Genomic DNA, 26,809 nt, shown 5'->3' with positions numbered 1-26,809 from the left:
GCAAAACGAGAGATAGAAGAAATTGCGGATCTCACTACTGACGAGTAACATGCCGCCGCGATGGACGATGTCACCGCCGCGGCCCACGCCGCCGTCGCCTGGCTCGACGCGCACAACGGGCGGTCGCCCGGCGAGGTGTCGGTGCGGGTCGGCAAAGTCGCCGAGGAACTGGGCGAGGCGTGGGCGGCCTGGATCGGCGTGACCGGCCAGAACCCCCGCAAGGGCCGCACGCACACCCCGGCCGACGTGGCCGACGAACTGGCCGACGTCGTGCTGGCCGCGACGACGGCCTCGCTCAGCCTGCCCGAGCCCGGCCCTCCGACCGCTCCGGACGTCGCGGAGGCCGGGGACGTCGCCGGGGCGTTGCTCGGGCTGACCGCGGCGGTCGGGCGGGCCGCGTCCACCCGGTCGGACAACGGGGACAACGGGGAAACTGGGGAAACTGGGGACACCGCCGCGCGCCTCGCGGACGTGGTCGCCGCGGCCCGGACGACGATCGCTCAGCTCGGCTTCGACCCGGACACCGTCCTGGCCCGCCGAGCCGCCGCGGTCCGGGCGCGGTTCAGCGGCTCGGAACCGCGTTGAACACGATCGTCCGGCTGAAGTTCGTACCGTCGACCTGGAGCGCGTAGCAGCCGGGGCCGCTGACCGTCGTCGCGCCCGGCAGGTCGACGTACTCGAGGCCCTCCTCGTCCGGGAGCACGGCGAACCAGCCGCCGTCCCGCGGCTCGCCCCAGTAGAGGAAGCGGGCGCCGGCCCGGCCTGTCCCGTCGATCCGGCCACCGCGGATGAGCACCGGACCGGTGTAGCCGACGCTGAGCCAGCGCACCTTCTCCCCGTAGGTGCCGTCCGGCTGTTTGTCGTCGGGACGCAGTTCGAGCGTGGCGCCGCCCTCGCCGAAGTAGTCCGCGATCGGGTAGAGCGGCCCCTCGCCGAGCACCCGCACCGCCTGCCCCGGCCCCGACCAGGCCCGGGACTTCGTGAGCGGGCACGGGGCCCCGGGCGCGACCCGGGGCAACGCCAGCGCCGGCGCCACGAACGACGCCGCACCGGCCGACCGGCCGGGAGTGGCCCGGGGCGCGGGCTCGTCCGCGGAGCACCCCACCACACCCACGACGATCGCGACGACGAGCACCACCGCCCGGGTTCGCATCCCCATACCTCCTAGCGTGGCACCACCAGGCATTAGTACATGTGATCGAAAAAATGTCGTAGGGTTGGTGTATGGCACCGCCCGAACTCACGCCGATCCGGCAGCAGATCCTCAGTTTCGTCCGCCGGACGGTGCCGCGACAGGGCTATCCGCCGAGCATCCGCGAGATCGGCACCGCGGTCGGCCTGCGCTCGACCTCCTCGGTCGCCCACCACCTGCGCGCCCTCGAGGAACTCGGCCTGATCAGCCGCGACAGCCGCGCCGCCCGGGCCGTCGACGCCCGCGACGCGGGGGCGGGCACGACGCTGGTGCCGCTGATCGGCGCGATCGCCGCGGGCTCGCCGATCACCGCGGACGAGAACTTCGAGGAGGCGCTGCCGCTGCCGGCGAGCCTGGTCGGCCACGGCGAGTTCTTCGCGCTGCGGGTACGCGGCGACTCGATGATCGAGGCCGCGATCTGCGACGGCGACATCGTCGTCGTGCGTCGCCAGCCCACGGCCGAGACCGGCGACATCGTGGCCGCGATGCTCGACGGCGAAGCGACGGTGAAGGTCCTTAACGTCGAGGACGGCCACGTCCGGCTCCTGCCCAAGAACCCCCACTACGCCCCGATCGACGCCGATCACGCGACGATCCTCGGCCGCGTCGTGAGCATCCTGCGCAGCCTGCGCTGAGCCATCCCGCACCGAGCCGCACCGGCGGTCCGGCGGAGCGCGGGCTACGGTGTAAACGGAGACAGTCTCCGCTCACCGTCCCGGAAGGCGCCCGCCATGCCCATGCCGCTCTCGATCCTCGATCTCGCGCCGGTCGGCGCGGGCGAGTCCGCCTCCAGCGCGATCGCGGCGAGCGTCGCGCTGGCGCAGACCGCGGAGGAGCACGGCTACCAGCGGGTCTGGTACGCCGAGCACCACAACATGGCCGCGATCATGTCGTCGGCCACGAGTGTCCTGATCTCGCACGTCGGGGCGAAGACCAGCCGCATCCGGCTCGGCGCCGGCGGCATCATGCTGCCCAACCACTCACCGCTGACGATCGCCGAGCAGTTCGGCACGCTGGCCGCGATGTACCCCGGCCGCATCGACCTGGGCCTGGGCCGCGCCCCCGGCTCCGACCAGAACACGATGTACGCGCTGCGCCGCGACCCGCAGTCGGCCGAGTCGTTCCCGCAGGACGTCCAGGAGCTGCAGGGTTACCTCACCGGGAACACCCGCGTGCCGGGCGTCAACGCGTTCCCGGGCAAGGGCTCGGACGTGCCGCTGTACATCCTCGGCTCCTCGCTGTTCGGCGCGCAGCTCGCCGCCGCGCTCGGCCTGCCGTACGCGTTCGCGTCCCACTTCGCGCCGCAGGCCCTCACCCAGGCGGTGCGCATCTACCGGGAGAAGTTCCAGCCCTCCGAGCAGCTCGCGCAGCCCCACGTCATCGCCGGGGTGAACGTGCTCGCCGCCGACACCGAGGAGGACGCCAGGGCCCAGCACGAGGTCACCCGCCGTTCCCGCGCGCGCCTGCTCTTCGGCCGCGGCCGCAACCTCACCGAGGCCGAGACCGACGCCCTGCTGGCCTCCGGCGCCGGCCAGCAACTCGACGCGATGATGACCTACGCCGCGATCGGCACGCCCGGCGACGTCCGCACGTACCTGGAGAACTTCAAGGCCGAGGCCGACGCCGACGAGCTGATCACCGCGCACCAGGCCCCCACCGTGGAGGGACGCCTGCGCTCGGTGGCGCTGACCGCCGAGGTGATGAGCCAGGTCCCGGCCTGACCGGCTCAGCCTCCGGAGTGGACCGGGTCCCGGTGTCCGCGGGGCAGGCGCGCGGTGACGGCCCAGCCGCCGGGCACGGGCCCGATCTCGGCGGTGCCGCCCAGCTCCTCGGCCCGGTCACGCAGTGACCGCAGGCCCAGGCCCGGGTGCCACTCCGGCGGCGGGTCGCCGTCGTCGGTGATCGTCAGCTCGAGCCCGTCGCCGGCCGCGATGACGACCGTGCAGCGACCGCCGCCGGAGTGACGCAGAACGTTGGTGATGCTCTCCATGACGATCCGGTAGGCGGCCAGCTCCACCCCGGGCGACAGGTCGAGCGGGTGGTCGGGAGCGCGCAGCTCGATCGCGACCGCCTGCTGCCCCTCGGCCGTCACCGCGGTGACGCGCTGGCGGATGGCGCCGACGAGCCCCAGATCCTCGAGCTCGATCGGGCGCAGACCGTAGACGATCCGCCGGACCCCGTCGATCGCGTCGCGCAGGTCGGTGCCGATCTCGCGCATCAGCACCCCGGCGGCGTCGGCGTCGCGGGCCAGCGTGTTCGCGGCCGCGTCGACGCGGAACGCGATGCTGGTCAGCGTCGGCCCCAGTTCGTCGTGGAGTTCGTGCTGCAGCCGGACCCGTTCGACCGCGCCCGCCTCGACGGTGGCGATCCGCGCCTGCCGGACCTGTTCGGAGAGTGCGAGCGCGTGCAGTGCGATCGCCAGCGGCGTGCAGATCAGCTCCAGCACGTTGCGGTCGGCCTCGTGCAACGCCGTCTCGCCGCTGCGTAACCGCAGGTGCAGGTCGCCGACGGTGCTCCCGCGGTAGTCGAGCCCGATCCGCGCCGTCGGGCCGGCCGTCCGGGTGCCCGCCTCGGCGAGCCGCGCTCCGTCGGGGCCGGCCCGGTGCAACGCCATCCACGGTAGACGCAGCGCCTCCCGGGCCCGCTCGAGGACGTCGGTCAGCTCGTCGGACTGCTGCAGCCGCGCCGCGACGCGCCGGGCGGTCCGGGCCGGGTCGCTGCGTCCACCGTAGAACGCGTGGTCGAGCAGCGTCCGCGCCCGGAGGCGGATCGGGTTGAAGGCGAACGCGACGACGAGCGCCGCGCCGACCGGCACGCCCTCGCCGACGACCGGGGACAGCGACGCGACGAGCGCCACGTAGACGGCGACGATCACGGCACCGGTCGCGGTGTAGGCCAACGCACGCGACACCACGAACCGGATGTCGAACAGCTCGTACCGCACGATCGCGATGCCGATGCCCACCGGGATCACCACGAAGCTGAGCAGCAGCAGGATCGCGCCGTCGCCGCCCAGGTACCGCTGCGCGTTGATCCCGAAGAACACCAGCAGCGCCAGCAGCAGCCACAGGATCTGGCGTTTGACCTGCTCGGTTCCGCGCCGGTAGCGGACCACCAGGCTCACCGGGAGCAGCAGCGTGAGCACGATGCCGAGCCACCCCAGCACGTCGTTGAGGCGGGTGCCCTCGACGCGCAGACCGACCGAGAGGATCGACGTCGCCCTCGGGTCGTCGTGCACCGGCGCGTCCGACAGGATCCCGGTGACGATCTGGTAGAGCCCTTCGACGACCACCAGCACCACGACGACGCGCCAGCGCGGCGACGGCAACCGATCCGTGGGGAAGAGCAGCACCGCCAAGTTGAACAGGAAGATGAGACCGAGCTGCCACGCGCCGATGAACACCGTGACGAGCGTCCGGATCACCGGTTCGGGCCAGTCGTGGCCGAGCGCGTAGTACGCGAGCACCACCGCGCACGCGGAACTGAGCGCGCCGAGACCGCTGACCACCAGCAGCGCCCCGACCCGGTTGCCACGGACGTGCCAGCCGATGGCGACGCCGGGCACCAGGAAGCTCAGCCCGATGACGAGGTTGGTGAGCGCGTACATCTGCACGAACGCGGTCCATCCCACCCCGGACGCCCCGGCCGCGACCAGCGTCCCGGCGGTGAGCGCGAGCCCGGCCAGACCGGACGCCGCGGCGCCGACCCGATGGCCCCGGAGGTCAGCCACGGTTGCCCAGACCGGCGTCGCGAGCCAGCACGATCGCCTCGCTGCGGGAGGCCACCCCCAGCTTCTGGTAGACCGACGACAGGTGGTTGGCGACCGTCTTCTGCGACAGGTACAGCGCACCGGCGATCGACGCGTTGCTCGCTCCACCGGCGAGCAGGTCGAGCACCTGCCGCTCGCGCGCGGAGAGTCGACCGAACGGGCCCGGCGCCTGCTCGTCGGCCCCGGCCCGGAGCACGCCGCCGGCGACGTCGCCGGAGAGGATCACCTGGCCCGCGGCGACCGCCCGGATCGCGTGCTCGATCTCGGACTGCGTCGCGGTCTTGAGCAGGTAGCCGCGCGCACCGGCGCGCAGGGCCGCCGCCACCTGGGTGTCCTCACTGAACATCGTCAGCACGAGCACGGCCGTTCCGGGGTGACCGCGCACGATCGCGCGGGTCGCCTCGACCCCGTCCAGCACCGGCATCCGCAGGTCCATCACCACCACGTCGGGCCGCTGGTGGGCGACCTCGGCGAGCACGTCGCGGCCGTTGTCGGCCTCACCGACGACGCTGATACCGGGCAGCGTCTGCAGGAGAGCCGCGAGCCCGCGGCGCACGACCAGATGGTCGTCCGCGAGGACCACCGTGATCGGGCTCGACGCCTCCGCACCGGTCATGCCCTGGATTATCGGCGGCGCGCCGGCGACGCGGCGTCCGTCGAACGTGCCCTCGCGCCGGGAAGAAGTTCCCGGATCGTCGGGAGGGCCCGCGGGAGGGCCGCCTCAGGCGTCCGGGAAGGGCGGAACCACACGATCGGCACGTCGAATTCCCTCACGTGAGGTGACTGCCATGACTGACGTTTCGAACGACACCACCGACGTCGGGCCGTTCGTGTCCGCCGCCGCACCGATCGGCCCGCTGGGCGCCGTCCTGTTCACGGTGTCGTGGGCGTTCTCGCTGAGCGACCCGCCGAGCGGTACCGGCCTCTGGTACGCGGCCAACGCCGTCGGGGCGGCCGCGCTGGCCGGGCTGCTCGTGCTCGTCCTGGCGCTGTTCGTCGTGCGCGAGGCCGGCCCGGGCGCGGCCGGCCGGGGGTTCCTCGCGCTGTGGGCGCTGGGCCTGACCGTCCTGCTCGCCGGGGGCGTGCACTCGTTGGCCGTCGGGAACCAGGACACCGTCCTGCTGCCGATCGGCGGCATCACCGCCGCGGTGGGCGCGCTCGGCGGCGCGATCCTCATCGCCCGCAACCGGCGGCTGGCCGGTAGCCCGCGGCGGTGGGCACCGCTGGTGTACGCGGCCGGGACGTTCGTCACCGGCTTCTTCCAGGGGCCGGAGCACACCCTGCGGGTGAACCTGGCCGACCTCGTCACCAACCTGCTGCTGCTCGGGCTGGCCGGCGCGTTCCACGCCGGGGTCGCGGCGTCGCGGAAGCGCACGGCATGACGCTGCGCGCTGTCCTCTCGATCCTCGTCGTGCTCAGCGCGCTGGCCCTCGTCGTCGACCGTGGTGCGGATCCGTCCGGCGGCGCGGAGTCCTCCGCGGACGCGCGGCGGGACACCGGCGGGCTGACCGAGTGCGGGCCGATGAAGCGCGGCGATCGCCGGCCCGCGTGCGTCCGTCGGCTGCAACGCGTGCTCCGTCTGCGCGGAGCCACGATCGACGTCACCGGTGGCTACTTCGACCGCACCGCGGAGTACGTCCGGACGTTCCAGCGGCAGCAGGGGCGACCGGCGACCGGGATGCTCGATCAGGGCACCCTCGACGCGCTGGCCGACCTCCCCCGCGACCCGGGCGCCTGGCGGCTGGGCCGCGACTGCTTCACGCTGCGCGGCCCACGGGCGACCGCCGGAGCCTCCACCGGCGCCTGCGTCGACGTGCTGCGGACCCGGCTGGCCGCCCACGGTGTTCCGGCCGGCCACGGCGGCACGTTCGACGCCACCGCGATGACCGCCGTCACCACGTTCCAGCGGCTGCGCGGCCTGCCGGCGGTGGGTTTCGCCGGCGAGCGGACACGGCACGCCCTGGACGCGGCCGACGGCCCGGCCGGTGCGCGCACGAGCTGCGACGGACGCGGCTGCCGGGTCGTGGTCGGCCGCACCACCACGCGGACGATCGCCGCGCTGATCCCGGACGACGGGTTCGCGCGCGGCCAGGCGGTGGGGGTGCTCAGCGCCCTGATCTGCCACGAGGTCACCGCCCGGATCGCCACCGTCGTGTGCCGGGCCGCGGGCAGCGTGGTGATCAACGAGGCCGCCGTGGCGATCGAGGCCGCCGCCCGACGCGACGAATGCCTGGAGGTCCGGGTCGGGCCCGCACCCGGGGAACCGGTGTGGTCACCGCGGACGGCGGCACCGGTCAGCGGCCGGGAGTGCGGCGCCTGACCGGGTCGTCCGCGGCGCCCGGAGCGGTCCTCGACCCGCTCCGGGTGCCGCGCGGGCACCGGTTCAGGCCACCTCGCTGAACACCTCGCGGGTCGCCGTGGTGAACAGTGCGTTGACCGCCTCCCGGTCCAGGCCCGCCGCCCTCGCCGCGACCAGCCACTCACGCAACGACTCGCGGAGCGCGGGATGGGCGTCCAGCGCCGGCGACGCCAACGATCGGGTCACGAACGTGCCCTGCCCCTGCCGGGACTCCACCAGGCCGTCGCGCTCGAGCTCGCGGTAGGCCTTGTGGACGGTGTTCGGGTTGATGGCCAGCGCGGCGACCACCGCGCGCGCGGTGGGCAGCTGGTCGCCGGCCGAGAGCACGCCCAACCGCAGCGCGTCCTTCACCTGCTGCACCAGCTGCAGGTAGGTGGTGACGCCGGAGGTCCGGTCCAGCCGGAACTCGATCACGACGAGGTTCCCCTCCGTGCGACGACGACGAACGTCCCGGCGATCAGCAGCAGAGCCGCGGCGCCGTACCAGCCGAACTCGGCCCAGCGGACCTCCTGCCAGCGCCCCCACGCCCCGTCGCCGTCGCGCACCTGGCCGCCCACGAACCGGACGAACGCGTACACCAGCAGCGTGACCAGCATCGCCGGCTCGACCCGCCCGATCACCGCGCCGACGAACGCGCCGAGCGTGACCGCGAACACCGCGAAGCCGAGCGCGGCCACCGACACGACGTCGTACCGGTAGTGGGCGTTGAACCGTCCTTCCAGGACCCACGCCACGACCGCGCGCACGACGAGCGCGACGCCCAGCGTCGCCGCGCAGAGCGTCAGCAACGAGAACGCGAGCCAGCGCAGGCGGGCCAGCGGCCAGAACAGGTCGGCGGTGTGGTTCTCCAGCGGGCGCGCCAGCAGGGGCGCACCCCAGAACACGCCGAGCGCGGCCGGAAGGAACGTCGCGAACACCCGCGACGTGCTGCCGGTGCCGAGGTGGCCCACCAGGCCCTGGTGCTCCAGCAGCCCGATCAGCGCCATCCCGGCGGCGACGGCGACGGCGGTGGCCAGGAGCGTGCGCTGCTGACGCCAGGTCACCCAGATCATGAGCGCGGCACCTTCCGGGTCATCCAGGCGAACGTCACCGCGAGCAGGACCGCGGCGAACACGTACAGGACCAGTGCGTAGACGAACACGCCCCGGGGCGTCAGGACCCCGACGACGGTGTTCTCCTCCGGCACGAACAGGTGGACGATCGCCGGCACCGCCGGCGTGAACCAGATCAGCAGGAAACCCACGACCGTGGCGGCCATCGCCGGCAGCGTCCGGCCGAGCACCGCGCCCGCGCAGAACCCCAGGGCGACGGTGAACAGCACGAACCCGATCCGGATCGGGCCGTTGCCGAGAAAGACCGTGTTCATGAGGTAGCTGCCCGGTGGGAGCCGGAACGCCTCGCGCACGCCGAGCGCGGTGGCCACCGCGAGGACCGGCACGGGCAGGATCCGGGCCACCAGCCAGGTCGACCGGCGCACCGACTGGGTGTAGGCCAGGTCGATCGTGCGGCGCTGCTGCTCGCGGGCGAGCATCGGCGCGGCGACACCGGCGCCGAACAACAGCGGGACGACGGTGGCCGGCTGCCCGAAATCGGCCGTGGCCAGGAACCACGAGGCCAGCCGGAGCGGGCCGGTGACCACCGCGGCGTACGCGGCCACCAGCAGCACCGACAGCACGGCCGGGCCCCGCAACTGGCGCAGGTTGAGCCAGGTCAGGGTCGCGAAGGCGCTCATACCGCCACCAGCTCGGGAGCCGAGGACGCCGCGGGGCTGCGCAGGTAGCCGAGGACGACGTCGGACAGCGTCACCTCGTGCACGGCCCACCGCGGGTCGACCGGTTCGGCGAGCCACCGCACCAGCACGGTGGCCTGCCGCTCGGTCGTCCGCGCCGAGACGACCGGGTTCGCGCCGACCCGGTCGCCCCCGGCGTACACCTCGGCCGGCCCGACCAGCAGCCGGTGGCCGCCGACCAGGTCGTCGATCTTCCCGGAGACCTGGAGCGACCCCTCGTTGGTGAGCAGCAGCGAGTCGCAGACGTCGGTCAGCTCGGTGAGCACGTGCGAGGAGAGGATCACCGTGCAGCCCCGTTCCTCCACGGTGGCCATCAGCTCGCCGAGCAGCGCCGGGCGGGCCAGCGGGTCCAGGTCGGCCATCGGCTCGTCGAGCAGGACCACGTCGGCGCGTTTGCCGAGCGCGAGCGCGATCGCGACCTGGGTGCGCTGCCCGCCGGAGATGCGGCCGACGCTCCGGTCGAGCGGCACGCCGAGGCCGCGGAGGCGCTCGGTGGTGCCGCGCCGGTCGAACCCGGGGTTCGTCGCCGCACCGAAGCGCACCATCTCCGCGACGGTGAACCCGTCGTAGAGCGGTTTGGTCTGGCCGACGTACGCGATCCGGTCACGCGCGCGGCCGGGTACCGCTCCCCCGACCCGGACGACGCCCTCGCTGGGCCGGGTCAACCCGGCGACCAGGCGCAGCAGCGTCGACTTGCCGGAGCCGTTCGCGCCGACGAGCGCGACCACGCTTCCGGGCGGGACCGCGAACGAACAGTCGCGTAAACCCCAACGACGGAACCCGTACCGCTTGCCGAGCCCCGTCGCCTCCACCGTCGCCGTCATGCGACCTCCTTCGTGTCTACTAAAGTACTAGCACATTAGTAGTTAGGTTCACAGCGAGAGCCCAGCTCGTCCCCATTTCCTCGACAGGTCCGCGGTCGATCGTCGGAGCATGACGATCACGACCCTCGATGAAGACGCGGTACAAGTCGCCGCCAAGGCCGGTCGAGCCGTGCTCGACGTGGTGATCCCGGTCTACAACGAAGAGCACGACATCGAGGGCTCGGTGCGGCGCCTTCACTCCCACCTGACCGCGACGTTCCCCTACCCGTTCCGGATCACCGTCGCCGACAACGCGAGCACCGACAACACCTACGCGATCGCGCACTGGCTGTCCGGGCAGCTGTCCGGCGTCGCGGTGACGCACCTGCCGGAGAAGGGCCGCGGACGCGCGCTCAAGGCCGTCTGGTCGGCCTCGGACGCGCCGATCCTGGCCTACATGGACGTCGACCTGTCGACCGATCTGGCGGCGCTGTTGCCGCTGGTCGCGCCGCTGATCTCGGGCCACTCGGACCTGGCGATCGGCACCCGGCTGTCGCGGGCCTCCCGGGTGGTGCGCGGCGCCAAACGCGAGGTGATCTCGCGCTGCTACAACCTGATCCTGCGCGGCACGCTGCAGGCGGGCTTCTCCGACGCGCAGTGCGGGTTCAAGGCGATCCGGCGCGACGTGGCGTCGCGCCTGCTCCCGCTGGTCGAGGACACCGGCTGGTTCTTCGACACCGAGATGCTGGTGCTGGCCGAGCGCGCGGGGCTGCGGATCCACGAGGTGCCGGTGGACTGGGTCGACGACCCGGACAGCCGGGTGGACATCGTGGCCACGGCCGTCGCCGACCTCAAGGGCGTCTGGCGCCTCGGGCGGGGGCTGGCCACCGGCGCGTTGCCGCTGCACACCGTGCGGGCCTCGATGAAGTCACCCGAGATCGCTCCCGGCGTCGAGTCGCGGCTGGTGCGTCAGCTGCTCCGGTTCGGCGGGATCGGAGTGGCGAGCACGCTCGCCTACCTGGTGCTCTACGTGCTGCTGCGCGGAGTCGTGGGGGCGTTCACCGCGAACCTGCTCGCGCTGCTGGTCACCGCGGTCGCCAACACCGCCGCGAACCGGCGGCTCACGTTCGGCGTCCGGGGCGCCGGGCGGCGCGGGCGGCAGCACGTCGAAGGGCTGCTCGTGTTCGGGCTCGGCCTGGTGCTGACGACCGGCGCGCTCTCGGTGCTGCACGCGGTGACCGCCGCTCCCGGGCGCGGCGTCGAACTGGCCGTCCTGATCTGCGCGAACCTCGCCGCGACGATCCTCCGCTTCCTCCTGTTCCGCGCCTGGGTCTTCCACCCCCGGCGCACGACTCCGATCCGGGAACCGTGATGACCGCTCTGACCTCCGGGCCACGGCCCGCACTCGCCGAACCCGCCGCCCCGCGGCCGCGGGGCCGGTTCGCCCGGCTGCTGCGCGGCCGGGACGAGGACCCGCGCTGGATCCGCCCGGCGCTGCTGGCGCTGCTGGCCGGCACCGCCGCGCTGTACCTCTGGGACCTGGGCTCGTCCGGGTGGGCCAACAGCTTCTACTCCGCCGCGGTGCAGGCCGGCACCGAGAGCTGGAAGGCCTTCTTCTTCGGCTCCTCGGACGCGGCCAACTTCATCACGGTCGACAAGACCCCCGCCGCGCTGTGGGTCATGGAGATCTCGGCTCGCCTCTTCGGCGTCAACTCCTGGAGCATCCTGGTGCCCCAGGCCCTCGAGGGCGTGGCCGGCGTCGGCCTGCTGTACCTGGCCGTTCGTCGCTGGTCGGGGCCGGTCGCCGGGCTGATCGCCGGTGCGGTGCTGGCGCTGACGCCGGTCGCCGCGCTGATGTTCCGGTTCAACAACCCCGACGCCCTGCTCGTGCTGCTGCTGATCGGCGCCGTCTACGCGACGATGCGCGCGATCGAGGCCGCCGCGGTGCGGGCCGGCACCCGGTGGCTCGCGCTGGCCGGTGTGCTGATCGGGTTCGGCTTCCTCACCAAGATGCTGCAGGCGTTCGTCGTCGTGCCGGTGCTGGCGATCGTGTACCTGGTGGTCGCGCCGACGTCGGTGCGGCGGCGGCTGTTCCAGCTCGCGGTGGCGTTCGCGGCCCTGGTCGTCGCGGCCGGCTGGTGGGTGCTGATCGTCGAGCTGTGGCCGGCGTCGAGCCGCCCCTACATCGGGGGTTCGCAGACCAACAGCGTGCTCGACCTGGTGCTGGGCTACAACGGCCTGGGCCGGCTCTCCGGCGACGAGGCCGGCAGCGTCACGGCCGGCGGTGGCGGCGCCGGCTCCTGGGGCGAGACCGGCCTCCTGCGCCTGTTCAACTCCGAGTTCGGCACCCAGGCGAGCTGGCTGATCCCGGCGGCGCTGATCCTGCTGGTGGCGGTGCTCGGGTTCACGGCGAAGGCGCCGCGCACCGACCGGACCCGGGCGGCCGTGCTGCTCTGGGGCGGCTGGCTGGTGGTCACCGGGCTGGTCTTCAGCTTCATGCAGGGCATCATCCACCCGTACTACACGGTGGCGCTGGCACCGGCGATCGGCGCGGTGGTCGGCATCGGCGCGGTGTCGGTGTGGACGCTGCGCGGCGAGGACGCCGCCAGGGCCGTGCTCGCGGTCGCGATGGCCGCGACCGTGATCTGGGCGTTCGTGCTGCTCGGCCGGGCCGACTGGCAGCCGTGGCTGCGGTGGGTGGTGCTGGTCGGCGGGCTGGGCGTCGCGGCCGGCCTCGCGTTCACGCCCCGGCTCGCGCGCCGGGTGGCGATCGCGATGGCGGCGGCCGCGCTGCTGCTCGGCGTCGCGGGTCCCGCCGCCTACGCGGTGCAGACCGCGTCGCAGCCGCACTCGGGGGCGATCCCGAGCGCGGGCCCGTCCAGTGGTCCCGGCGGCTTCGGCGGACGCCAGGGCGGCGGGCCCGGCGGCATGGGCAACCGCGGCGCCCTCCCCGGCGGCCAGCCGGGTCAACTACCGGGCGGGACCGGAAACCAGCAGTTCCCGGGCGGGAACGGGAACCAGCAGTTCATGGGCGGAAACGGGAACCAGCAGTTCCCGGGCGGCACCGGCAACCAGCAGATGCCCGGTGGGAACCGGTTCGCGATGGGCGGCAACCGCGGCGGCGGCAACCTCCTCAACGGCAGCACGCCGAGCGCCGAGCTCACCGCGCTGCTCGACGCGGACGCCTCGACGTACACCTGGGTCGCCGCGACCGTCGGGTCGAACGCGGCGTCGGGCTACCAGCTGGCCACCGGCGACCCGGTGATGGCGATCGGCGGCTTCAACGGCACCGACCCCACCCCGACGCTCGCCGCCTTCCAGCAGTACGTGAGCGAGGGAAAGATCCACTACTTCGTCGCCGCCGGCGGCGGGTTCGGGGGTAACCGCTCCGAGGGGACGTCGTCGCAGATCACGCAGTGGGTGGAGGAGAACTTCACCGCGACGACCGTCGGCGGTGTCACCGTCTACGACCTGACCGGCTCGAACTCCGGAACCACCGAGTCGTGACCGACCGCACTGGCCCGGTGGCGCGCTCGCGCCACCGGGTCAGGGCGCGCAGGTGTCGTGGTACTCCACGCCCGGTGCGTAGGACTCCCAGACGTCGCGGGGCAGCGATCCGCCGGCCCGGCGGCACGCCTCGCCGGTCAGCGCGGCGTCGCCGTCCGGCACCGCGGCCGGGGCCGGGTCCCACCGCACGACGCTCCCGTCGGCCGCGACGCTGAGCAGCGTGGCGCCGTCGAACGCGACGTCGAGCACGTCTCCCTTCTGGACGGACACCGCGGTCACGGCGGCGCGGGTGCCGGTGTCCCACACCGTCACGCCGCCGTTCGCGCCGCCGCCGGCCAGGCGCTTCCCGTCCGCCGACCACCCGAGGACGGTGGGCCGGGCGGCTCCGCGCACCGCGACCGGCGTGCCGGGCGCGGACGGCTCGGTGAGGTCGACGAGCCGCACCCCGGTGCCGGTCGCCACCGCGAGCCGCTGCCCGTCCGGGCTGAACGCCAGGTCGGCGACGTCGGGCAGGCCGTCGATCGTCGCCAGCTGCGCGGTCGGCGTGCCGTTCGCGACGGTCCAGATCCGCACCGTCCCGCTCCGGGCGTAGGCCAGCAGGTCGTCGCCGAACGCCACCGCGGTCACCGGATCGGTGCCGCCGCCGATGACCCCGCGGGGTGCCGGTGCCGACGGGGCCGACACGTCCCAGAGGCGGACCTGGCCGGCCTCTCCCCCGGTCGCGAGGGCCCGGCCGTCCCGGGAGAACGCGAGCGCGCTGACGCCGGTGAGCGGCACGGTGCCGACGCGACGCGGGGTGCCGGTGAGGTCCCAGAGCTGGGTGTCGACGGCGGCGATCCGCTCGCTCGCGGCCAGCCGGACCCCCGGCGCCGAGGCGCGGGCCCGCCGCTGGAACTCGTCGAGGCGCCACGTCGACAAGGCGTCGCCGGGACCGTGGGTGAGCAGGGCGCCGGGGGTCAGCACGGCCGCGTCGACCGGGCCGCCGGTGCTCACCGCGCCGGCGAACGGCGTCGCGCGCAACGCCTCGGTGAGCGCCGCCGAGGCCTCCGGACCCGGCGTGAGGTAGCGGGCCGCGAGGCCGGTCTGCAGCGCGCGTCCCGGGTCGCTCGTCCGCAGCCGCACGGCGTCGCGCAGGAACGCGCTCGCCGCCGTCGCACGCACGTCCGCGGCCGCGCGTTCGTGCGCCCGCGCCTCGGAACGGCCGTCGACGACGGCGATCCCCGCGGCGACCAGCGACACCACGAGCAGCAGGGCCAGCACCGCGATCGTGCTCAGCGCGGTGCGCCGGGCCCGCCCGGATTCGCGGACGTCCCGGCGCAGCAGGTCGCGGCGCGGCGTGTTCACGATCGGCGCGGCGATGGTCGCCACCTCGGACCGGAAGTCCGGGTCGTGGATCGAGAGGTCCTCCCGGCCCACCGCCCACCGCAGGTCGACGTAGCGGGGAAGCGCCGCGTAGCGCCCGGAGAGCGCGCGGGGCAGGCAGTCGGTGCGCGACCAGTCGAAGTCGTCGCGGCCCCAGTGCACCTCGCCGTCGAGCAGGACGAGGATCAGCCGGTCGATCGGGGCGGGTGCGTCGCCGGGATGCAACGGAACGGTGCCGGCGCCGCTGAGCCAGTGGCCCACCTCGCGCTCCACCCAGCGGGAGCGGGCCGCTTTCGGTGACGCGAGCAGAATCAGGTAGCGGGAGGCGTCCAGCTCGGCGAACAGGTCCGAGCGCAGGGAACCGCTCGGTTCGGTGTCGGTGGTGTCGCGGTGGACCGACAGCGTGCCGGTTCCGTACCACGGAGTGCCGATCGTTCGAATCGCGCGCTGGAGTGCGGACGCTACGCCGGTGCCCTCGGCCCATGCATAGGTAATGAAAGCGTCATGCGCCGCCATCGGTCACCTTTCGCCCCGGAGGCGGCCCACGGTAGCGACCGGGTCGGTCAGCCGATCCGCCCCGGGTGACCTGGCCGAACGACTGAACGCAAGGCGGCCGCGACGTCGGCGATCAGGTCGTCGTCGATCGCGTAGCCGGGGAAGTAGGCGCAGACGCGGTCGCAGTCGCCGTAGCGGGCGACGATCTCGGCCGCGACCTGGTCGGGGGTGCCGCACACCGCGAGCGTGTCGACCATCTCGTCGGTGATCAGCTCGGCCATCGAGGCCCACTCGCCGCGCTTCGAGCGGGCGTTGAGCTCGGGCTGCAGGTCACCCCAGCCCTCGACGTCGAGCACCGGGCGGTAGGCGGGCGTCGAGGCGTAGAAGGCCAGCAGCCCGCGGACCGCACGCTCCGGGCCGGTGCGCCCGACGCCGACGATGACCTCGGCGGTCACCTCGAACTCCGACCGGTCCCGGGTCAGCCCGGACCGGAGCGCGGGCCAGGTGCGCTCACGCATGTGCCGCGCGGAGTTGAACGGCATCACCAGGACACCGTCCGCGACCTCGGCGGCCATCCGGTTCATCCGCGGGCCGAGCGCCCCGACCAGGATCTTCGGGACGCCGTACGGGTTCGGGCCCGGGTTGAACGTCGGGGGCATCAGCGTGTGGCGGGTGTACTCGCCGCGGAAGTCCAGCCGGGTGCCGTCCTGCCAGCTGTTCAGGATCGCCTTGGTGGCCAGCACCCACTCGCGCATCCGGTCGACCGGCCGGCTCCAGGTCGCGCCGTAGCGGTTCTCCACGTGCGCCCGCACCTGCGAGCCGAGGCCGAGCCGGAACCGTCCCCGGGAGAGCCGGTGCAGGTCGTAGGCCGCGTGCGCGAGGTGCACGGGGCTGCGCGGGAAGGCGATCGCGACGTTCGTCATCAGGTCGAGGTCGCTGACGGGCGCCGCGGCGACCAGCGGGAAGAACAGGTCGTGCGAGTTCTCGAACGTGAAGACGCCGTCGACACCGGCGGCTTCGAGCGCGCGGGCGCGGTCGGCGGCGTCCACGACGGAGTCCGAGAGCATCACGTCGAGTTTCAGCACGCCCCCGATGCTGCCGGTTCCGGCCCGCCGCGGCAGCATCTCTTACACTCCTGCCCCAGCTGTCGGGCAGGACCCGGCCCGCCGGGGCAGGATCGAACGATGATGCTGGTTGACGAACTGCGGGTGGCGCTCGGCGCGGAGCGGCTGATCGAGGACCCGGACGTGCAGGCGTCGTACGCGCACGACGAGGCCGAGTGGGCGCCGGCCGGCCGGCCGCTGCTGGTCGTCCGGGCCCGCACCACCGAGGACGTGCGCGCGGTCGTCCAGGCCTGCCTGCGTCACCGGGTGCCGCTCGTGCCGCGCGGGGCCGGCACCGGCCTCTCCGGCGGCGCGAACGCGGTCGACGGGTGCGTCGTGCTCTCCACCGAGCAGATGACCGACGTCGTGGAGATCAACCCGGTCGAGCGGCTCGCGGTCGTCCAGCCGGGGGTCGTCAACGACCACCTGCGCGCGGCCGCCGCGCAGCAGGGCCTGTGGTACCCGCCCGACCCGGCGAGCGCGCCCTGGTCGACGATCGGCGGCAACGTCGCCACCAACGCCGGTGGGCTGTGCTGCGTGAAGTACGGCGTCACCCGCGACTACGTGCTGGCGCTGGAGGTGGTGACCGGCACCGGCGAACTGGTGCGCCTGGGCCGCCGCACCGCGAAGGGCGTCGCCGGGTACGACCTGGCCGGGCTGATCGTCGGCTCCGAGGGCACGCTCGGCGTCGTCACCGAGATCACCGTGCGGCTGCGCCCGGCGCGCGCCCCGGAGCACACGGTGGCCGGGTACTTCGGCTCGCTCGTCGCGGCCGGCGAGGCGGTCCGTGCCGTCGGCGAGGCCGGACTCGTGCCCTCCGCGCTGGAACTCGTCGACCGGCACTGCCTGCGAGCCGTCGACGACTGGAAGAACATGGGCCTCTCGGCCGACGCCGACGTGATCCTGCTCGGCCGCACCGACGCACCCGGTCCGGCCGGCGAGGAGGAGGCGGCCGCGATGCTCGCCTGCTTCGAACAAGCCGGCGCCACCTGGGCGGCCCGGTCGACCGACCAGGAGGAGGCCGACGCGTTGTTCGCGGCCCGCCGGCTGGCCTACCCGGCGCTCGAACGGCTGGGCCCGGTGCTCACCGAGGACGTGTGCGTTCCCCGCGCCGCGGTGCCGGAGATGCTCGGCCGGATCGAGGCCACCGCCCGGCGTCACGACGTCCTCATCGCCAACGTCGCTCACGCCGGTGACGGCAACCTGCACCCGCTGATCATCACCCCGGCCGGCGACGACGCGGCCCGACGCCGGGCCCAGGGCGCGTTCGAACAGATCATCGCCGACGCACTGGAGCTGGGCGGCACGGTCACCGGTGAACACGGCGTCGGGCTGTTGAAGCGCGGCGGTCTGGCGCAGGAGCTGGCGCCCGCGGTGCAGGCGATGCACCGCGCCGTGAAGCAGGCCCTCGACCCGGCCGGCATCCTCAATCCCGGCAAAGTGTTCACCGCTGCGGCAGGATCGCGGCAAACCGGATCACTGCCGACGGATCCGGCTTAACGTGGAGTGATGGGCGTCACGGTGGGAAGCGCCGCCATCGAGTGGAGCTGGATCGTACGGGGCCGGCCGTGGTGCGCCCACGACGCCGGCGGGGTCGAGGCGGACGACGAGCAGCACCTGGCGTGTGCGGAGTGCGGCGCGGTGTGGTGGCACCACGGCACCCCACCGCCACCGCGGGGCGACTCCGCTCACACCGGCTGACAGAAATCCGTCCATTCACGAGCGTTACGCTCAGTTCCACGCTAGGAAGGTAGCGACGAATCACCGACTGAAGGGTCCTCATGCGCTCGCTCCCGGCTCTCGCTCTTTCCGCTGTCACCGTGGGTGCGGTCCTCTTCGTCGGGGGCGCGCCCGCGCAGGCGGTGGCGAACGGGGTCCCGGTCGACGAGGGCCAGTACCAGTTCTCGACCAAGCTGACGATGACCGGCATCCCGACCCCGGACGGCGCGACCAGGGACAGCGCGTGCTCGGGGGCGTTGGTGGCTCCCCAGTGGATCCTCACCGCCGGGCACTGCTTCCACGACGTCGACGGCAACCTGGTGAGCGGCCCGGTGCCCTACGACACGGTGGCGACGCTGGGCCGGGTCCACGCCACCGGTGAGGGCGGGGTGGACGTGCCGGTCGTCGAGGTGGCGCAGTCGCCGGTGAACGACATCTCGCTGGCGAAGCTGGAGCGGCCGGTCGAGGGGATCGAGCCGGTCCGGCTGGCCACGTCGGCCCCGACCGCGGGTGAGGTGCTGCGGCTGACCGGGTGGGGCGCGCTGGACGGGGTCTCGGCCCAGCCGGCCGAGCAACTGCAGACCGGGCTGGTCGAGGTGGCGAGCGTGGCCGACGCGACGGTCGGCGTCTCGGGCAAGGAGCCGTCGCCGAGCACCGGCGCGTGCCTGTTCGACTCCGGGGCACCGTACTTCCGCGAGACCGCCGAGGGAGCCGAGGTGGTCTCCACCGAGAGCACCGGCCCGGACTGCCCGCACGACCTGGAGGAGACGACCGCTCGGGTGGACGCGGCCGCCGACTGGATCCGGGCCACGATCAAGGGTTCCTGACCGGATGGTCAGACCGCCGGATAACGCTTCTCCACGCCCGGGAGCGGCTCCGGCCAGTACGCCGACTGGCTGTAGAAGATGTCCTTCACCGTCGGCAGGTTCTCCGACGCCGCCCAGGTGTCGGGCTTCCAGAGACCGCCGCGCGTCGGCGCCTGCCCGCAGTGCAGGAACATCTCCTCCACCTCGACGACCGTCGCCAGCCGCGGTGACGTCGCCTGGTCGACCTCGAGGCGGGAGCCGGGCAGGTCGGCCAGGAACGGCGCGTCCCGCACGATCGTCGCCCGCCCGTTGAGGCGCACGGTCTCCCGGTAGCCGGGCACCAGGAACAACATGCCGACCGACGGGCGCTCGACGATGTTCTGGAAACTGTCGATCCGGCGGTTGCCCGGCCGGTCGCCGAACGCGATGTGCCGCTCGTCGAGCACCAGGACACCGCCGGGTTTCTCGCCCCGCGGTGACACGTCGAGGCGCCCGTCGGCGCTCACGGTGGCCAGCAGGAAGTACGTCGAGAACGACAGGAAACGCCGGGTCTCCTCGTCGATCACCGCTATCGACTTCTGCTTCATGTGGGGGTGGGGATCGGGGATCAGGTTCCGCAGCTCCGCCACGCTGACGACCGGCTTCCCCAGGTCAGGGGTCATAAGGCGCTCACGAAGGCTAACCTAACAAGGGTGCGTGCGGAACGGCTGGTCGCCCTCCTGTTCATCCTCCAGCGGCGCTCGGCCGCGACCGTTCCGGAGCTCGCCGAGGCCGTCGGCGTCTCCGAGCGCACCCTCCACCGCGACCTGGGCGCCCTGCGTGAGGCCGGGGTGCCGATCTGGACCGAGACCGGCCGCCACGGCGGGGTGCGCCTCGTCGACGGCTGGCGTTCGCGCCTCGACGGCCTCACCTCCCGGGAGGCGGTGGCGCTGCTGGCGATGGGCGCCCCGCAGGCCCTCGCGCAGCTGGGGCTGGGTACCGCGGTCACCGCCGCGCACGCCAAGGTGGCCGCGACGCTGCCGCCGGAGCTGCGCGAACAGGCCGAACACCTGGCGCAGCGCTTCCACCTCGACGCGCCGGACTGGTTCCGCACCGCCGACGGCACCGAGCACCTGACCACCGTCGCCGGCGCGGTCTGGAACTCACGCCGGCTGCGGATCTCCTATCAGCGCGAGGCCGGCACCGTGGAGCGCACCGTCGACCCGCTGGGCCTCGTGCTCAAGGCCGGCGTCTGGTACCTGGTCGCGGCCGTCGACGGTGCCGTCCGCACCTACCGGGTCGGCCGGGTCACCTCCGCCGACGAACTGGACGAGCCCGCGCGGCGTCCGGCGACGTTCGTACTGGCCGACTGGTGGGAGAACTCGTCGGCGGCGTTCGAACGGTCACTGCAACGCACCGACGTGCGGGTCCGGCTGAGCCCCCGCGGCGTCCGCTGGCTCCCGAGAACGCTCCCGGCCGACGTCGCCGAGCAGGCGCTCGCGAGCGCGGGCCCACCGGAGGCCGACGGCTGGCGCGAGGTGACCCTCGGGCTCGAGTCACCGGACGTCGCGGTGGGCCAGCTCCTCCCGCTGGCCCAGGAGGTCGAGGTGCTCGCACCGGCCGCGGTGCGGGCGTCGTTCGCGCGCACCGCCGCCGAGATCGCCCGCCGCCACGGCGGGTGAGCCGCTCACCAGCCCAGCGTGCCCGGCGCACCCTTGAACGGGCCGGTGAGGTCGGCGGTGATCCAGCCACCATAGAAGTCGCCGTCCTGCGCCTGGACCAGCTCGCCGTCGACCCGGCACTCGTCGACCCGGCTCGGGTAGAAGGCCACCGCTCCGGTGAGCTCGGCGTAGGCGGGCACCGGGTCCGGGTACGACCAGCCGGCCCGGCGCACCCGGACGTCCCCCACGACCAGGTCCCAGTACTCGGCGATGCCTTTGAACTCGCAGAACGACCGGCCGTCCCCGGGCTCCAGCGCGCCGTCGGCGATGTCGTCGCGGGGCACGTAGTACACCGGCGGGTGCGAGGTCTCCAGGACGCGCCAGCAGCGGTCGCTGTCCACCACGGTCCGGCCGGCGTGCACGATCGTGACCCGGCGCGCGGTGCGCTCCAGCCGCGGCGGGCGGGGATAGTCCCAGACTGACTCCATCCGCTCAGCCTGCCAGCCCGCCCGCCGCACCGCAGAACGACGCCTAGCGGTACTTCGCGACGGTCTCCGGGTCGGCGGGGAGGCCGGCCCGCTCGACCTCGATCATGTAGCGCCAGCCGTCCGGACGGCTGCCGTCCACGTCGTCGACGCCGTACCGCTTCGCGAGCAGGCCGCTGTCCAGCGACTGCCCGGTGAGCTCGTGCCGGCCCGGGTCGGCGGCGAGCGCGGCCACCGTGCGCCCGACGAACGTCGGTGTCTCGGAGATCGCGAAGTGCGGGGTCTCGGCGATCGCGTCGCGCCAGTTGTCCTCGCGGACCCCGAAGATCTCGAGCATCGCCTCCGAGCGCAGCCACCCGGGCGAGAACGCGACCGCGGTGCCGCCGGACGGGGCCAGCTCGAACGCCTCGGCTTTGACCAGCTGGTGCGCGGCGGTCTTGGCCACGTAGAACGCCGTGGACGTGCCCTGGCGGAACACCGCGTCGTACTCCGGGATCCCGTCGGTCAGCTCGACCACCAGGCCGTCCCCCGCCGCGACGACGAGCGGGAACAGCGCGTGCGCGGTGATCACGTGGGCGTCGATGCCGAGGTGGAGCATGCGCAGGCTCGCGTCCAGGTCGTGTTCCCAGACCGGCTTGCCCCACTGCAGGTGGTGGTCGCCGCCCCAGACGCCGTCCACCAGGATGTCGAGCCGTCCGTGACCGGCCCCGATCGTGGCCGCCAGCGTCCGCACCTCGTCGGGGACGAGATGGTCGACGCGGACCGCGGTGCCCGTCCCGCCCGCGGCCTCCACCAGCGCGACGGTCTCCTCGATGGTTTCCGGCCGGTCGACCTCCGAGCGGCCGGCCGCCGTCGACCGGCCGGTGACATAGACGAACGCGCCGGCCCGGCCGAGCTCGACGGCGATCGCGCGGCTGGCCCCGCGGGTGCCGCCGGCGACCAGAGCGATTTTTCCGGTGAGATCCATGGACACCAGCGTCACCGTAAACCCTGACAGCGAACGGCAGGGTTTAGCGCACCGGTAGCGAGACCATCCCGTTCAGGCCCGTCCGGGTCAGCACCTCGCGGATGAAATCGGGCAGGCCACTGATGATGACCGGCTTGTACACGTGGTCGACCAACGCGGAGAGGAAGTTCAGCGCGGTGGCTCCGAAGAACGTCACGGCGGTCAGGTCGAGCACGACGCGGTCGTCCCGCCCGGCCACGGTGCGGACCCGCTCCAGGACGGGCGCGTGCTGGGGGTCGATGGCGCCGCGCAACCAGACCAGCATCAGCCGGTCGTACCGGACCCACTGCACGGCATCGGGTTCAGCGGGGGTGGCCAACGGAGCCGAAGGAAAAACGTCGTCCACGGAACTCCTGCACTCGGTCGTCGTCGAACGGTGTTCGTCGCACGGGCCGACTGCTTGACCTCGGGAACCGGACGCTACCTGCCGATCCGCCTCTCATTCTGACGCAATCGACGGCATCCGGCACCTCGGAACCTCGACCCGGGGCCCGGTTTACCGAAGTCGCCAGCGATTGCTGCCGATGCACCGGGTGACGTGTGTACGGCGATCGCGGAGAGGGGCGGCCCATGGCGCGTGCCGGACGCCCGGTCGGCCGTGCGGTCGCAGTGCTGGTGTTGCTCGGTGTGCTGATCTGCCTGCACGTCCCGGCCATCCCGACCGACGCGCTCTACAGCGCTGCCATCATGCTGCTGACCTGCGGCGGAGCCGTGGTGCACGGCTGGCGCGCCCGCACCGCGCGCGGCCGCGGCCGACGGGTGTGGGTGACCACCACGCTCGGCCTCGCGTGCTGGGCCTACGCCGAGGTGTCGGTCGGGATCCCGGCGGTCGCCACCGGCACCGCGCCCGACCGGACCCTGCTCGCGAACGTCCTGAACCTCAGCGCGATGGTGTTCACCGTCGTCGCGATGCTGTCGATCCCCGGCGCGCCCCGCGACCGGTTCGCCCGCCTGAAGATGCTGCTCGACGGCGTCGTGGCCGCGACCGCGCTGGCCGGCGTCGTCTGGATGCTCATCCTGGAGCCGCTGATCCGGGTCAAGGGCTCCTCGCCGGCCTTCATCGACCTGGCCTACCCGGTGGGCGCCACCGGCGTCCTCGCGGTCGGCGTCGTCCTGCTGGCCGGCCAGCCGATCCGGCAGTGGTCGGCGATGACGCTGATCACGACCGGCGTCACGCTGCTGACGGTCGGCCTGCTGGTGGAGATCGGCGGCGAGATCACCGGCGACGGCTGGATCCTCCCCTGGGCGCTGGACGCCTACGTGGTCGCCGCCACGCTGCTCGCGCTCTCCGCGCTGGCACCGCTGCCCGAGGACACCGAGCGCGGCTGGCAGGCCGCAGGCGGCGGTCTGCTGCCCTACGTCCCCGTGGGTGTGCTGTACCTGACCGCGAGCGGGTACATGCTGACCGGCCGCGCGCTCGAGCCGCCGGTGATGTGGGCGATGATGGTCATGACCGCGGGTGTGCTGGTCCGGCAGTTCCTCGCGCTGCAGTCCAACGCCCGGCTCACCGCGGACCTGGCCGCGCAGCGCGCCAAGCTGGTGTTCGAGGCGACCCACGACGCGCTCACCGCCCTGCCGAACCGGGCGATGCTCCAGCGCGCGCTGGCCGCGCTCCCCGGCGCCACCCGGGCCGGTGACCGGCCGCCGCCGGACGGGCCGCCGACGCTGCTGATGATCGACCTCGACGGCTTCAAGAGCGTCAACGACACGCTCGGGCACGCCGCCGGCGACCAGTTGCTGGTGGTGATCGCCGAGCGGATCCGCAGCGCGATCGAGCCGCTCGGCGACGTCGCGCTGCCGGTGCGGCTCGGCGGCGACGAGTTCGCCGTGCTCCTGCACTCCGGCGGCGCCCCGGTCGCGGTCGAGCTGGCCCAGGACCTGGTGCTGGGCATCGGCACGCCGATGTCGCTGGACGGGCACCCGGCGACGGTCGGCGCGAGCATCGGCATCGCCGCGCACGGCCGGTCCGATCGGATGCTCCACGACGCCGACGTCGCGCTCTACGAGGCCAAGGCCCGCGGCAAAGGCCACTACCGGCTCTTCGACGAGCGGCTCTCGGCCGCCGTCGCGGCCCGCCAGAGCCTGGAGGCCGACCTCGGCGGCGCGCTCGGCGGCGGCCAGCTGTCGCTGGTGTACCAGCCGCTGGTGGACCTGATGGCCGAGGAGGCGCCGCGCTGCGAGGCGCTGCTGCGCTGGGACCACCCGACCCGCGGGCGCCTGGCCCCGGACGAGTTCCTCACCGCCGCGCAGCACGTCGGGCTGCTGCCCGCGCTGGACCGGTGGGTGCTCGGGACCGCGATCGCGCAGGTCGCGGCGTGGCGGCAGACCGAGCCGGAGTTCGTGGTCAGCGTCAACGCGTCGGCCGCCTACCTGGCCTCGGGGACGCTCCCGCGGGACGTGCGCCGGGCGATGGAGAAGCACGACCTGCCCGGCAGCGCGCTGATCGTCGAGGTGACCGAGGGCTCGCTGATCGTCAACCTGGAGGCGGCCGCCGGGCTCCTGCGTGAGCTGCGCGAACTCGGCGTGCGGGTGGCGCTGGACGACTTCGGCGTGGGTTACTCGTCGCTGAACTACCTGCGTCAGCTGCCGGTGGACGTGGTCAAGCTCGACCGCTCGTTCACCAGCGAGCTCGGCACCGGCCCGGACGCGGTGATCCTCGTCGACGGCGTGCTCGACCTCGCCTACCGGCTGGGCCTGGAGACCGTGGCCGAGGGCGTGGAGACCGAGGAGCAGGCCAGCCAGCTGCGTGACCTGGGCTGCCGCTACGGCCAAGGGTTCTACTTCGGGCCGCCGGCGCCACCGGCCGAGCTGCCACCGCGCATCGCGAAGGTGACCGCCCAGCCGGTCAATCCCGGAGTGGCCGGTCCGGCGGGCCGTCGACCGGAAGCCGCACGGTGAACGTCACGTCCGGGTGGTAGCGGGTCGACACCCGCACGGTGCCGCCGTGGGCACGCACCACCGCGAGCGCGAGCCGCAGCCCCAGCGCGGCGTCGACCGGCGTCGACGGATCCGGCCCGGCGGCATCGTCGGAGAGCGCACCGACGCCGATCAACGTCAGCTCCGCGACGCCCGGCTCGCCCGTCAACCGCACGTACAGGTCCCCGCCGGCCGCCGCTCCCAGCAGGGCGTCGACCGCGGCGCGCAGGCGGGCGGCGTCGCCGCGGAGCCGGAGCCGTTCGGGCCGGCTGACCCGCACCGACGCGCGGGCCGACGGGCCGAGCGCGGCGACGGACGCGGCCACCACGGCGGCCAGGTCGAGCTCGGCGCTGCGTAGCGCGGCCACGCCCTCCTCGAGCGCGGCGAGGTCGAGCAGGTCGTGGCGGACGGCCCTGGCCGCGGCCCCGTCACGCTCGAACGCCCGCAGCAGGGCCCGGAAGTCGTCGCGGCTGCGGTGCAGCTCGGACGCGAGCTCGTCGGCGCGGCGCCGGGACAGGAAGTGCCCGACCTGGTTGGCGATGCCGCCGAGCTGGGCGACCAGCCGCTCACCGTTGTACTCGCGATGGTCGGCCACGCAGGTGAGGACGCCGAGCACCCGCCGCCCGTCACGCACCGGCACCGCGACCGCCGCACGCACCCCGACCGTGTGCGCGCGGCGCGCCCGCTCGGGAAAGTTGCTCGTCGTCACCTGGTCGGTGTGGAGCAGATCGGGGATCCAGAGTGGTTCGCCGGTGTCCCAGACCGTGCCGCCGATCCCCCAGCCCCGCTCGATCGTCGGCGGGATCAGCGCCTCGAGCGTGCGGCCCGGCGCGTCCCACTGGGCGGCCAGGCGCAGGACGTCGGCGACCTCGTCGACGAGCCAGAGCTGGGCGTGCGGCCACCCGAGCGTGCCCGCGACCGCGCGGACCAGGGCCGGGCCGACGTCGGAGACCGTGGTGGCCTCGGCCAGCGCGCGGGCCACCAGCGCCTCGCACCGGCGGAACCGGGCCGCGCGTTCACGCATCGTCGTGTCCCGGAACGCGGCGACCGCACCGATCGTCCCGCCGTCGGGCGCGAGGACCGGCCGGGCGTTCACGTCGGCGTGCCGGGCCTGCCCGTCCGGGACGACGATGCGCACGCTGAGGCAGTCCACGGTCTCGCCGCGCAGCGCCCGGTCCACCGGGTGGTGGACCGGGCCGAGCACGGTTCCCTCGGGGTCGGCGAGGCCCTCCCGGATCAACCGCTCGACCGTGTGGTCGGCGTCGCTGAGCTGGTAGAGCGTTCGCAGGGCGCGGTTGGCCCGCACCAGGCGACCGGCGTCGTCGAACACCGCGACACCGACCTGGAGGCTGTCGTAGAGCGCGGACGCGAATCCGTCGGGGCACGCCACGCCGCCTTCGCGACGGATCCGGTCCGTTGCCATCGGAGGCCTTCCGCACGCAAATCGGTCAGATTCGATGCGAGCGTACGCGTCCGATCGGTACCCCACGGTCCCACCGGGACCTTTAGGGCAAACGGCTTACTACTTCTTCTTGGGCGCCTTCTTGGCACTCTTGCCCTTCTCGGTCACCGTGGTGTCCGGGTGACGCTTCGCGGTGGCGTCCTTGACGAAGCGACCGGTGATCGCGCTCCGCTTCTGACCACTGCTCTTCTTGCTCGACGACTTCTCGGCGACCGTCGTCTTCGGCTTCTTCTCGACGGTCTTCTTGTCGACGTACTCGCCGGTGACCGCGCTGCGGCCCTTCTTCGCGCTGCTGGTGCTCTTCGCGCTGGTGGACTTCGCGCTCTTGGTGGCCTTCGTGGTCTTCGCGCTCTTCGTGGCGGTGGCGGCCTTGGCCATGAGGGGTTCTCCTTCAGC

General features: G+C 73.4%; 27 protein-coding genes. 12 read left to right on the top strand and 15 right to left on the bottom strand.

The window, feature by feature from the left end; all coding sequences use genetic code 11:
* Positions 1 to 60: 60 nt before the first annotated feature.
* On the top strand, positions 61 to 585 hold the full coding sequence (locus ABD437_RS16985) for a MazG-like family protein (RefSeq protein WP_344649815.1): 525 nt from the start codon (positions 61 to 63) through the stop codon (positions 583 to 585).
* Here ABD437_RS16985 and ABD437_RS16980 read toward each other — a convergent pair.
* Complete coding sequence (locus tag ABD437_RS16980) at positions 563 to 1,159, bottom strand: hypothetical protein (RefSeq protein WP_344649814.1); 597 nt, start codon at positions 1,157 to 1,159, stop codon at positions 563 to 565. The two genes, ABD437_RS16985 and ABD437_RS16980, sit on opposite strands and share 23 nt — an antisense overlap.
* 65 nt (positions 1,160 to 1,224) lie before the next feature.
* Here ABD437_RS16980 and lexA point away from each other — a divergent pair, with 65 nt between their 5' ends.
* Together lexA and ABD437_RS16970 are read left to right on the top strand one after the other, a co-directional pair.
* Positions 1,225 to 1,827 carry a transcriptional repressor LexA gene (lexA, locus tag ABD437_RS16975; RefSeq protein ID WP_344649813.1) on the top strand — a complete coding sequence of 201 codons (603 nt, stop codon included), beginning with the start codon at positions 1,225 to 1,227 and terminating at the stop codon, positions 1,825 to 1,827.
* A 96-nt stretch (positions 1,828 to 1,923) separates the two neighbouring features.
* Positions 1,924 to 2,913 (top strand): LLM class flavin-dependent oxidoreductase, encoded by a 990-nt coding sequence (locus ABD437_RS16970; RefSeq protein WP_344649812.1) that lies wholly within the window; start codon positions 1,924 to 1,926, stop codon positions 2,911 to 2,913.
* Between the two features lie 5 nt (positions 2,914 to 2,918).
* Here ABD437_RS16970 and ABD437_RS16965 read toward each other — a convergent pair whose 3' ends face one another.
* The gene (locus tag ABD437_RS16965; protein WP_344649811.1) at positions 2,919 to 4,922 is read right to left on the bottom strand and encodes a sensor histidine kinase; all 2,004 of its coding nucleotides are present in this window, start codon (positions 4,920 to 4,922) and stop codon (positions 2,919 to 2,921) included.
* Complete coding sequence (locus ABD437_RS16960) at positions 4,915 to 5,577, bottom strand: response regulator transcription factor (RefSeq protein ID WP_344649810.1); 663 nt, start codon at positions 5,575 to 5,577, stop codon at positions 4,915 to 4,917. The genes ABD437_RS16965 and ABD437_RS16960 overlap by 8 nt, the downstream gene beginning before the upstream one ends.
* A 172-nt stretch (positions 5,578 to 5,749) precedes the next feature.
* Between ABD437_RS16960 and ABD437_RS16955 the strand changes: the two genes are divergently transcribed.
* Both ABD437_RS16955 and ABD437_RS16950 read left to right on the top strand, forming a co-directional pair.
* A complete protein-coding gene (locus tag ABD437_RS16955; RefSeq protein ID WP_344649809.1) occupies positions 5,750 to 6,343 on the top strand; it encodes a hypothetical protein in 594 nt (197 codons plus the stop codon).
* Positions 6,340 to 7,281, top strand: coding sequence for a peptidoglycan-binding domain-containing protein (locus ABD437_RS16950; protein ID WP_344649808.1), 942 nt, complete (start codon positions 6,340 to 6,342; stop codon positions 7,279 to 7,281). The genes ABD437_RS16955 and ABD437_RS16950 overlap by 4 nt, the downstream gene beginning before the upstream one ends.
* A gap of 63 nt (positions 7,282 to 7,344) precedes the next feature.
* On the opposite strand, the gene ABD437_RS16945 is transcribed toward ABD437_RS16950, so the two are convergent.
* The 4 genes from ABD437_RS16945 to ABD437_RS16930 are packed head-to-tail and all read right to left on the bottom strand — an operon-like array spanning position 7,345 to position 9,933.
* Positions 7,345 to 7,734, bottom strand: coding sequence for a GntR family transcriptional regulator (locus tag ABD437_RS16945; protein WP_344649807.1), 390 nt, complete (start codon positions 7,732 to 7,734; stop codon positions 7,345 to 7,347).
* Positions 7,731 to 8,372: a hypothetical protein gene (locus tag ABD437_RS16940; RefSeq protein WP_344649806.1), complete on the bottom strand. Its 642-nt coding sequence runs from the start codon at positions 8,370 to 8,372 to the stop codon at positions 7,731 to 7,733. The genes ABD437_RS16945 and ABD437_RS16940 overlap by 4 nt, the downstream gene beginning before the upstream one ends.
* Positions 8,369 to 9,052 (bottom strand): hypothetical protein, encoded by a 684-nt coding sequence (locus tag ABD437_RS16935; RefSeq protein WP_344649805.1) that lies wholly within the window; start codon positions 9,050 to 9,052, stop codon positions 8,369 to 8,371. Before ABD437_RS16935 ends, ABD437_RS16940 begins: the two co-directional genes overlap by 4 nt.
* Positions 9,049 to 9,933 (bottom strand): ABC transporter ATP-binding protein, encoded by an 885-nt coding sequence (locus ABD437_RS16930; RefSeq protein ID WP_344649804.1) that lies wholly within the window; start codon positions 9,931 to 9,933, stop codon positions 9,049 to 9,051. Before ABD437_RS16930 ends, ABD437_RS16935 begins: the two co-directional genes overlap by 4 nt.
* Before the next feature lie 109 nt (positions 9,934 to 10,042).
* On the opposite strand from ABD437_RS16930, the gene ABD437_RS16925 reads away from it, so the two are divergent.
* Positions 10,043 to 11,284 (top strand): bifunctional glycosyltransferase family 2/GtrA family protein, encoded by a 1,242-nt coding sequence (locus ABD437_RS16925; RefSeq protein ID WP_344649803.1) that lies wholly within the window; start codon positions 10,043 to 10,045, stop codon positions 11,282 to 11,284.
* Entirely contained in the window at positions 11,284 to 13,419 is a 2,136-nt protein-coding gene (locus ABD437_RS16920; RefSeq protein ID WP_344649802.1) for a mannosyltransferase YkcB-related protein, read from the top strand. Before ABD437_RS16925 ends, ABD437_RS16920 begins: the two co-directional genes overlap by 1 nt.
* 39 nt (positions 13,420 to 13,458) lie before the next feature.
* Here ABD437_RS16920 and ABD437_RS16915 read toward each other — a convergent pair whose 3' ends face one another.
* Both ABD437_RS16915 and ABD437_RS16910 read right to left on the bottom strand, forming a co-directional pair.
* On the bottom strand, positions 13,459 to 15,297 hold the full coding sequence (locus ABD437_RS16915) for a hypothetical protein (protein WP_344649801.1): 1,839 nt from the start codon (positions 15,295 to 15,297) through the stop codon (positions 13,459 to 13,461).
* 47 nt (positions 15,298 to 15,344) lie between these two features.
* On the bottom strand, positions 15,345 to 16,400 hold the full coding sequence (locus ABD437_RS16910; protein ID WP_344649800.1) for a TIGR03617 family F420-dependent LLM class oxidoreductase: 1,056 nt from the start codon (positions 16,398 to 16,400) through the stop codon (positions 15,345 to 15,347).
* 63 nt (positions 16,401 to 16,463) lie between these two features.
* Here ABD437_RS16910 and ABD437_RS16905 point away from each other — a divergent pair, with 63 nt between their 5' ends.
* The 3 genes from ABD437_RS16905 to ABD437_RS16895 all read left to right on the top strand — a co-directional run bounded on the left by ABD437_RS16905 (position 16,464) and on the right by ABD437_RS16895 (position 18,925).
* The gene (locus ABD437_RS16905) at positions 16,464 to 17,879 is read left to right on the top strand and encodes an FAD-binding oxidoreductase (protein WP_344650159.1); all 1,416 of its coding nucleotides are present in this window, start codon (positions 16,464 to 16,466) and stop codon (positions 17,877 to 17,879) included.
* Positions 17,880 to 17,888: 9 nt separating this feature from the next.
* Positions 17,889 to 18,080, top strand: a complete 192-nt coding sequence (locus ABD437_RS16900) for a hypothetical protein (protein WP_344649799.1) — start codon at positions 17,889 to 17,891, stop codon at positions 18,078 to 18,080.
* 119 nt (positions 18,081 to 18,199) lie between these two features.
* Positions 18,200 to 18,925, top strand: coding sequence for a S1 family peptidase (locus tag ABD437_RS16895; RefSeq protein ID WP_344649798.1), 726 nt, complete (start codon positions 18,200 to 18,202; stop codon positions 18,923 to 18,925).
* An 8-nt stretch (positions 18,926 to 18,933) separates the two neighbouring features.
* Here the strand turns inward: ABD437_RS16895 and ABD437_RS16890 are convergent, their stop codons facing one another.
* Positions 18,934 to 19,566 carry an MSMEG_1061 family FMN-dependent PPOX-type flavoprotein gene (locus ABD437_RS16890; RefSeq protein ID WP_344649797.1) on the bottom strand — a complete coding sequence of 211 codons (633 nt, stop codon included), beginning with the start codon at positions 19,564 to 19,566 and terminating at the stop codon, positions 18,934 to 18,936.
* Between the two features lie 30 nt (positions 19,567 to 19,596).
* On the opposite strand from ABD437_RS16890, the gene ABD437_RS16885 reads away from it, so the two are divergent.
* Positions 19,597 to 20,565: a helix-turn-helix transcriptional regulator gene (locus tag ABD437_RS16885; protein ID WP_344649796.1), complete on the top strand. Its 969-nt coding sequence runs from the start codon at positions 19,597 to 19,599 to the stop codon at positions 20,563 to 20,565.
* A gap of 5 nt (positions 20,566 to 20,570) precedes the next feature.
* On the opposite strand, the gene ABD437_RS16880 is transcribed toward ABD437_RS16885, so the two are convergent.
* The 3 genes from ABD437_RS16880 to ABD437_RS16870 are packed head-to-tail and all read right to left on the bottom strand — an operon-like array spanning position 20,571 to position 22,354.
* Complete coding sequence (locus tag ABD437_RS16880) at positions 20,571 to 21,032, bottom strand: DUF427 domain-containing protein (RefSeq protein ID WP_344649795.1); 462 nt, start codon at positions 21,030 to 21,032, stop codon at positions 20,571 to 20,573.
* 43 nt (positions 21,033 to 21,075) lie between these two features.
* Positions 21,076 to 21,996, bottom strand: a complete 921-nt coding sequence (locus ABD437_RS16875) for an SDR family oxidoreductase (protein ID WP_344650158.1) — start codon at positions 21,994 to 21,996, stop codon at positions 21,076 to 21,078.
* A gap of 43 nt (positions 21,997 to 22,039) precedes the next feature.
* Positions 22,040 to 22,354: an STAS domain-containing protein gene (locus ABD437_RS16870; RefSeq protein WP_344649794.1), complete on the bottom strand. Its 315-nt coding sequence runs from the start codon at positions 22,352 to 22,354 to the stop codon at positions 22,040 to 22,042.
* A gap of 251 nt (positions 22,355 to 22,605) precedes the next feature.
* Here ABD437_RS16870 and ABD437_RS16865 point away from each other — a divergent pair, with 251 nt between their 5' ends.
* Positions 22,606 to 24,933 (top strand): putative bifunctional diguanylate cyclase/phosphodiesterase, encoded by a 2,328-nt coding sequence (locus ABD437_RS16865; RefSeq protein ID WP_344649793.1) that lies wholly within the window; start codon positions 22,606 to 22,608, stop codon positions 24,931 to 24,933.
* Here the strand turns inward: ABD437_RS16865 and ABD437_RS16860 are convergent.
* Together ABD437_RS16860 and ABD437_RS16855 are read right to left on the bottom strand one after the other, a co-directional pair.
* Complete coding sequence (locus ABD437_RS16860) at positions 24,881 to 26,374, bottom strand: PAS domain-containing protein (RefSeq protein ID WP_344649792.1); 1,494 nt, start codon at positions 26,372 to 26,374, stop codon at positions 24,881 to 24,883. The two genes, ABD437_RS16865 and ABD437_RS16860, sit on opposite strands and share 53 nt — an antisense overlap.
* Positions 26,375 to 26,473: 99 nt before the next feature.
* Entirely contained in the window at positions 26,474 to 26,791 is a 318-nt protein-coding gene (locus tag ABD437_RS16855) for a hypothetical protein (protein WP_344649791.1), read from the bottom strand.
* Between the last annotated feature and the right edge of the window lie 18 nt (positions 26,792 to 26,809).

The organism is Cryptosporangium japonicum, assembly GCF_039524755.1.
Classification (GTDB): domain Bacteria; phylum Actinomycetota; class Actinomycetes; order Mycobacteriales; family Cryptosporangiaceae; genus Cryptosporangium; species Cryptosporangium japonicum.
The sequence above is the reverse complement of the archived record's forward strand: the minus strand, read 5'-3'. Positions and strand labels throughout refer to the sequence as shown.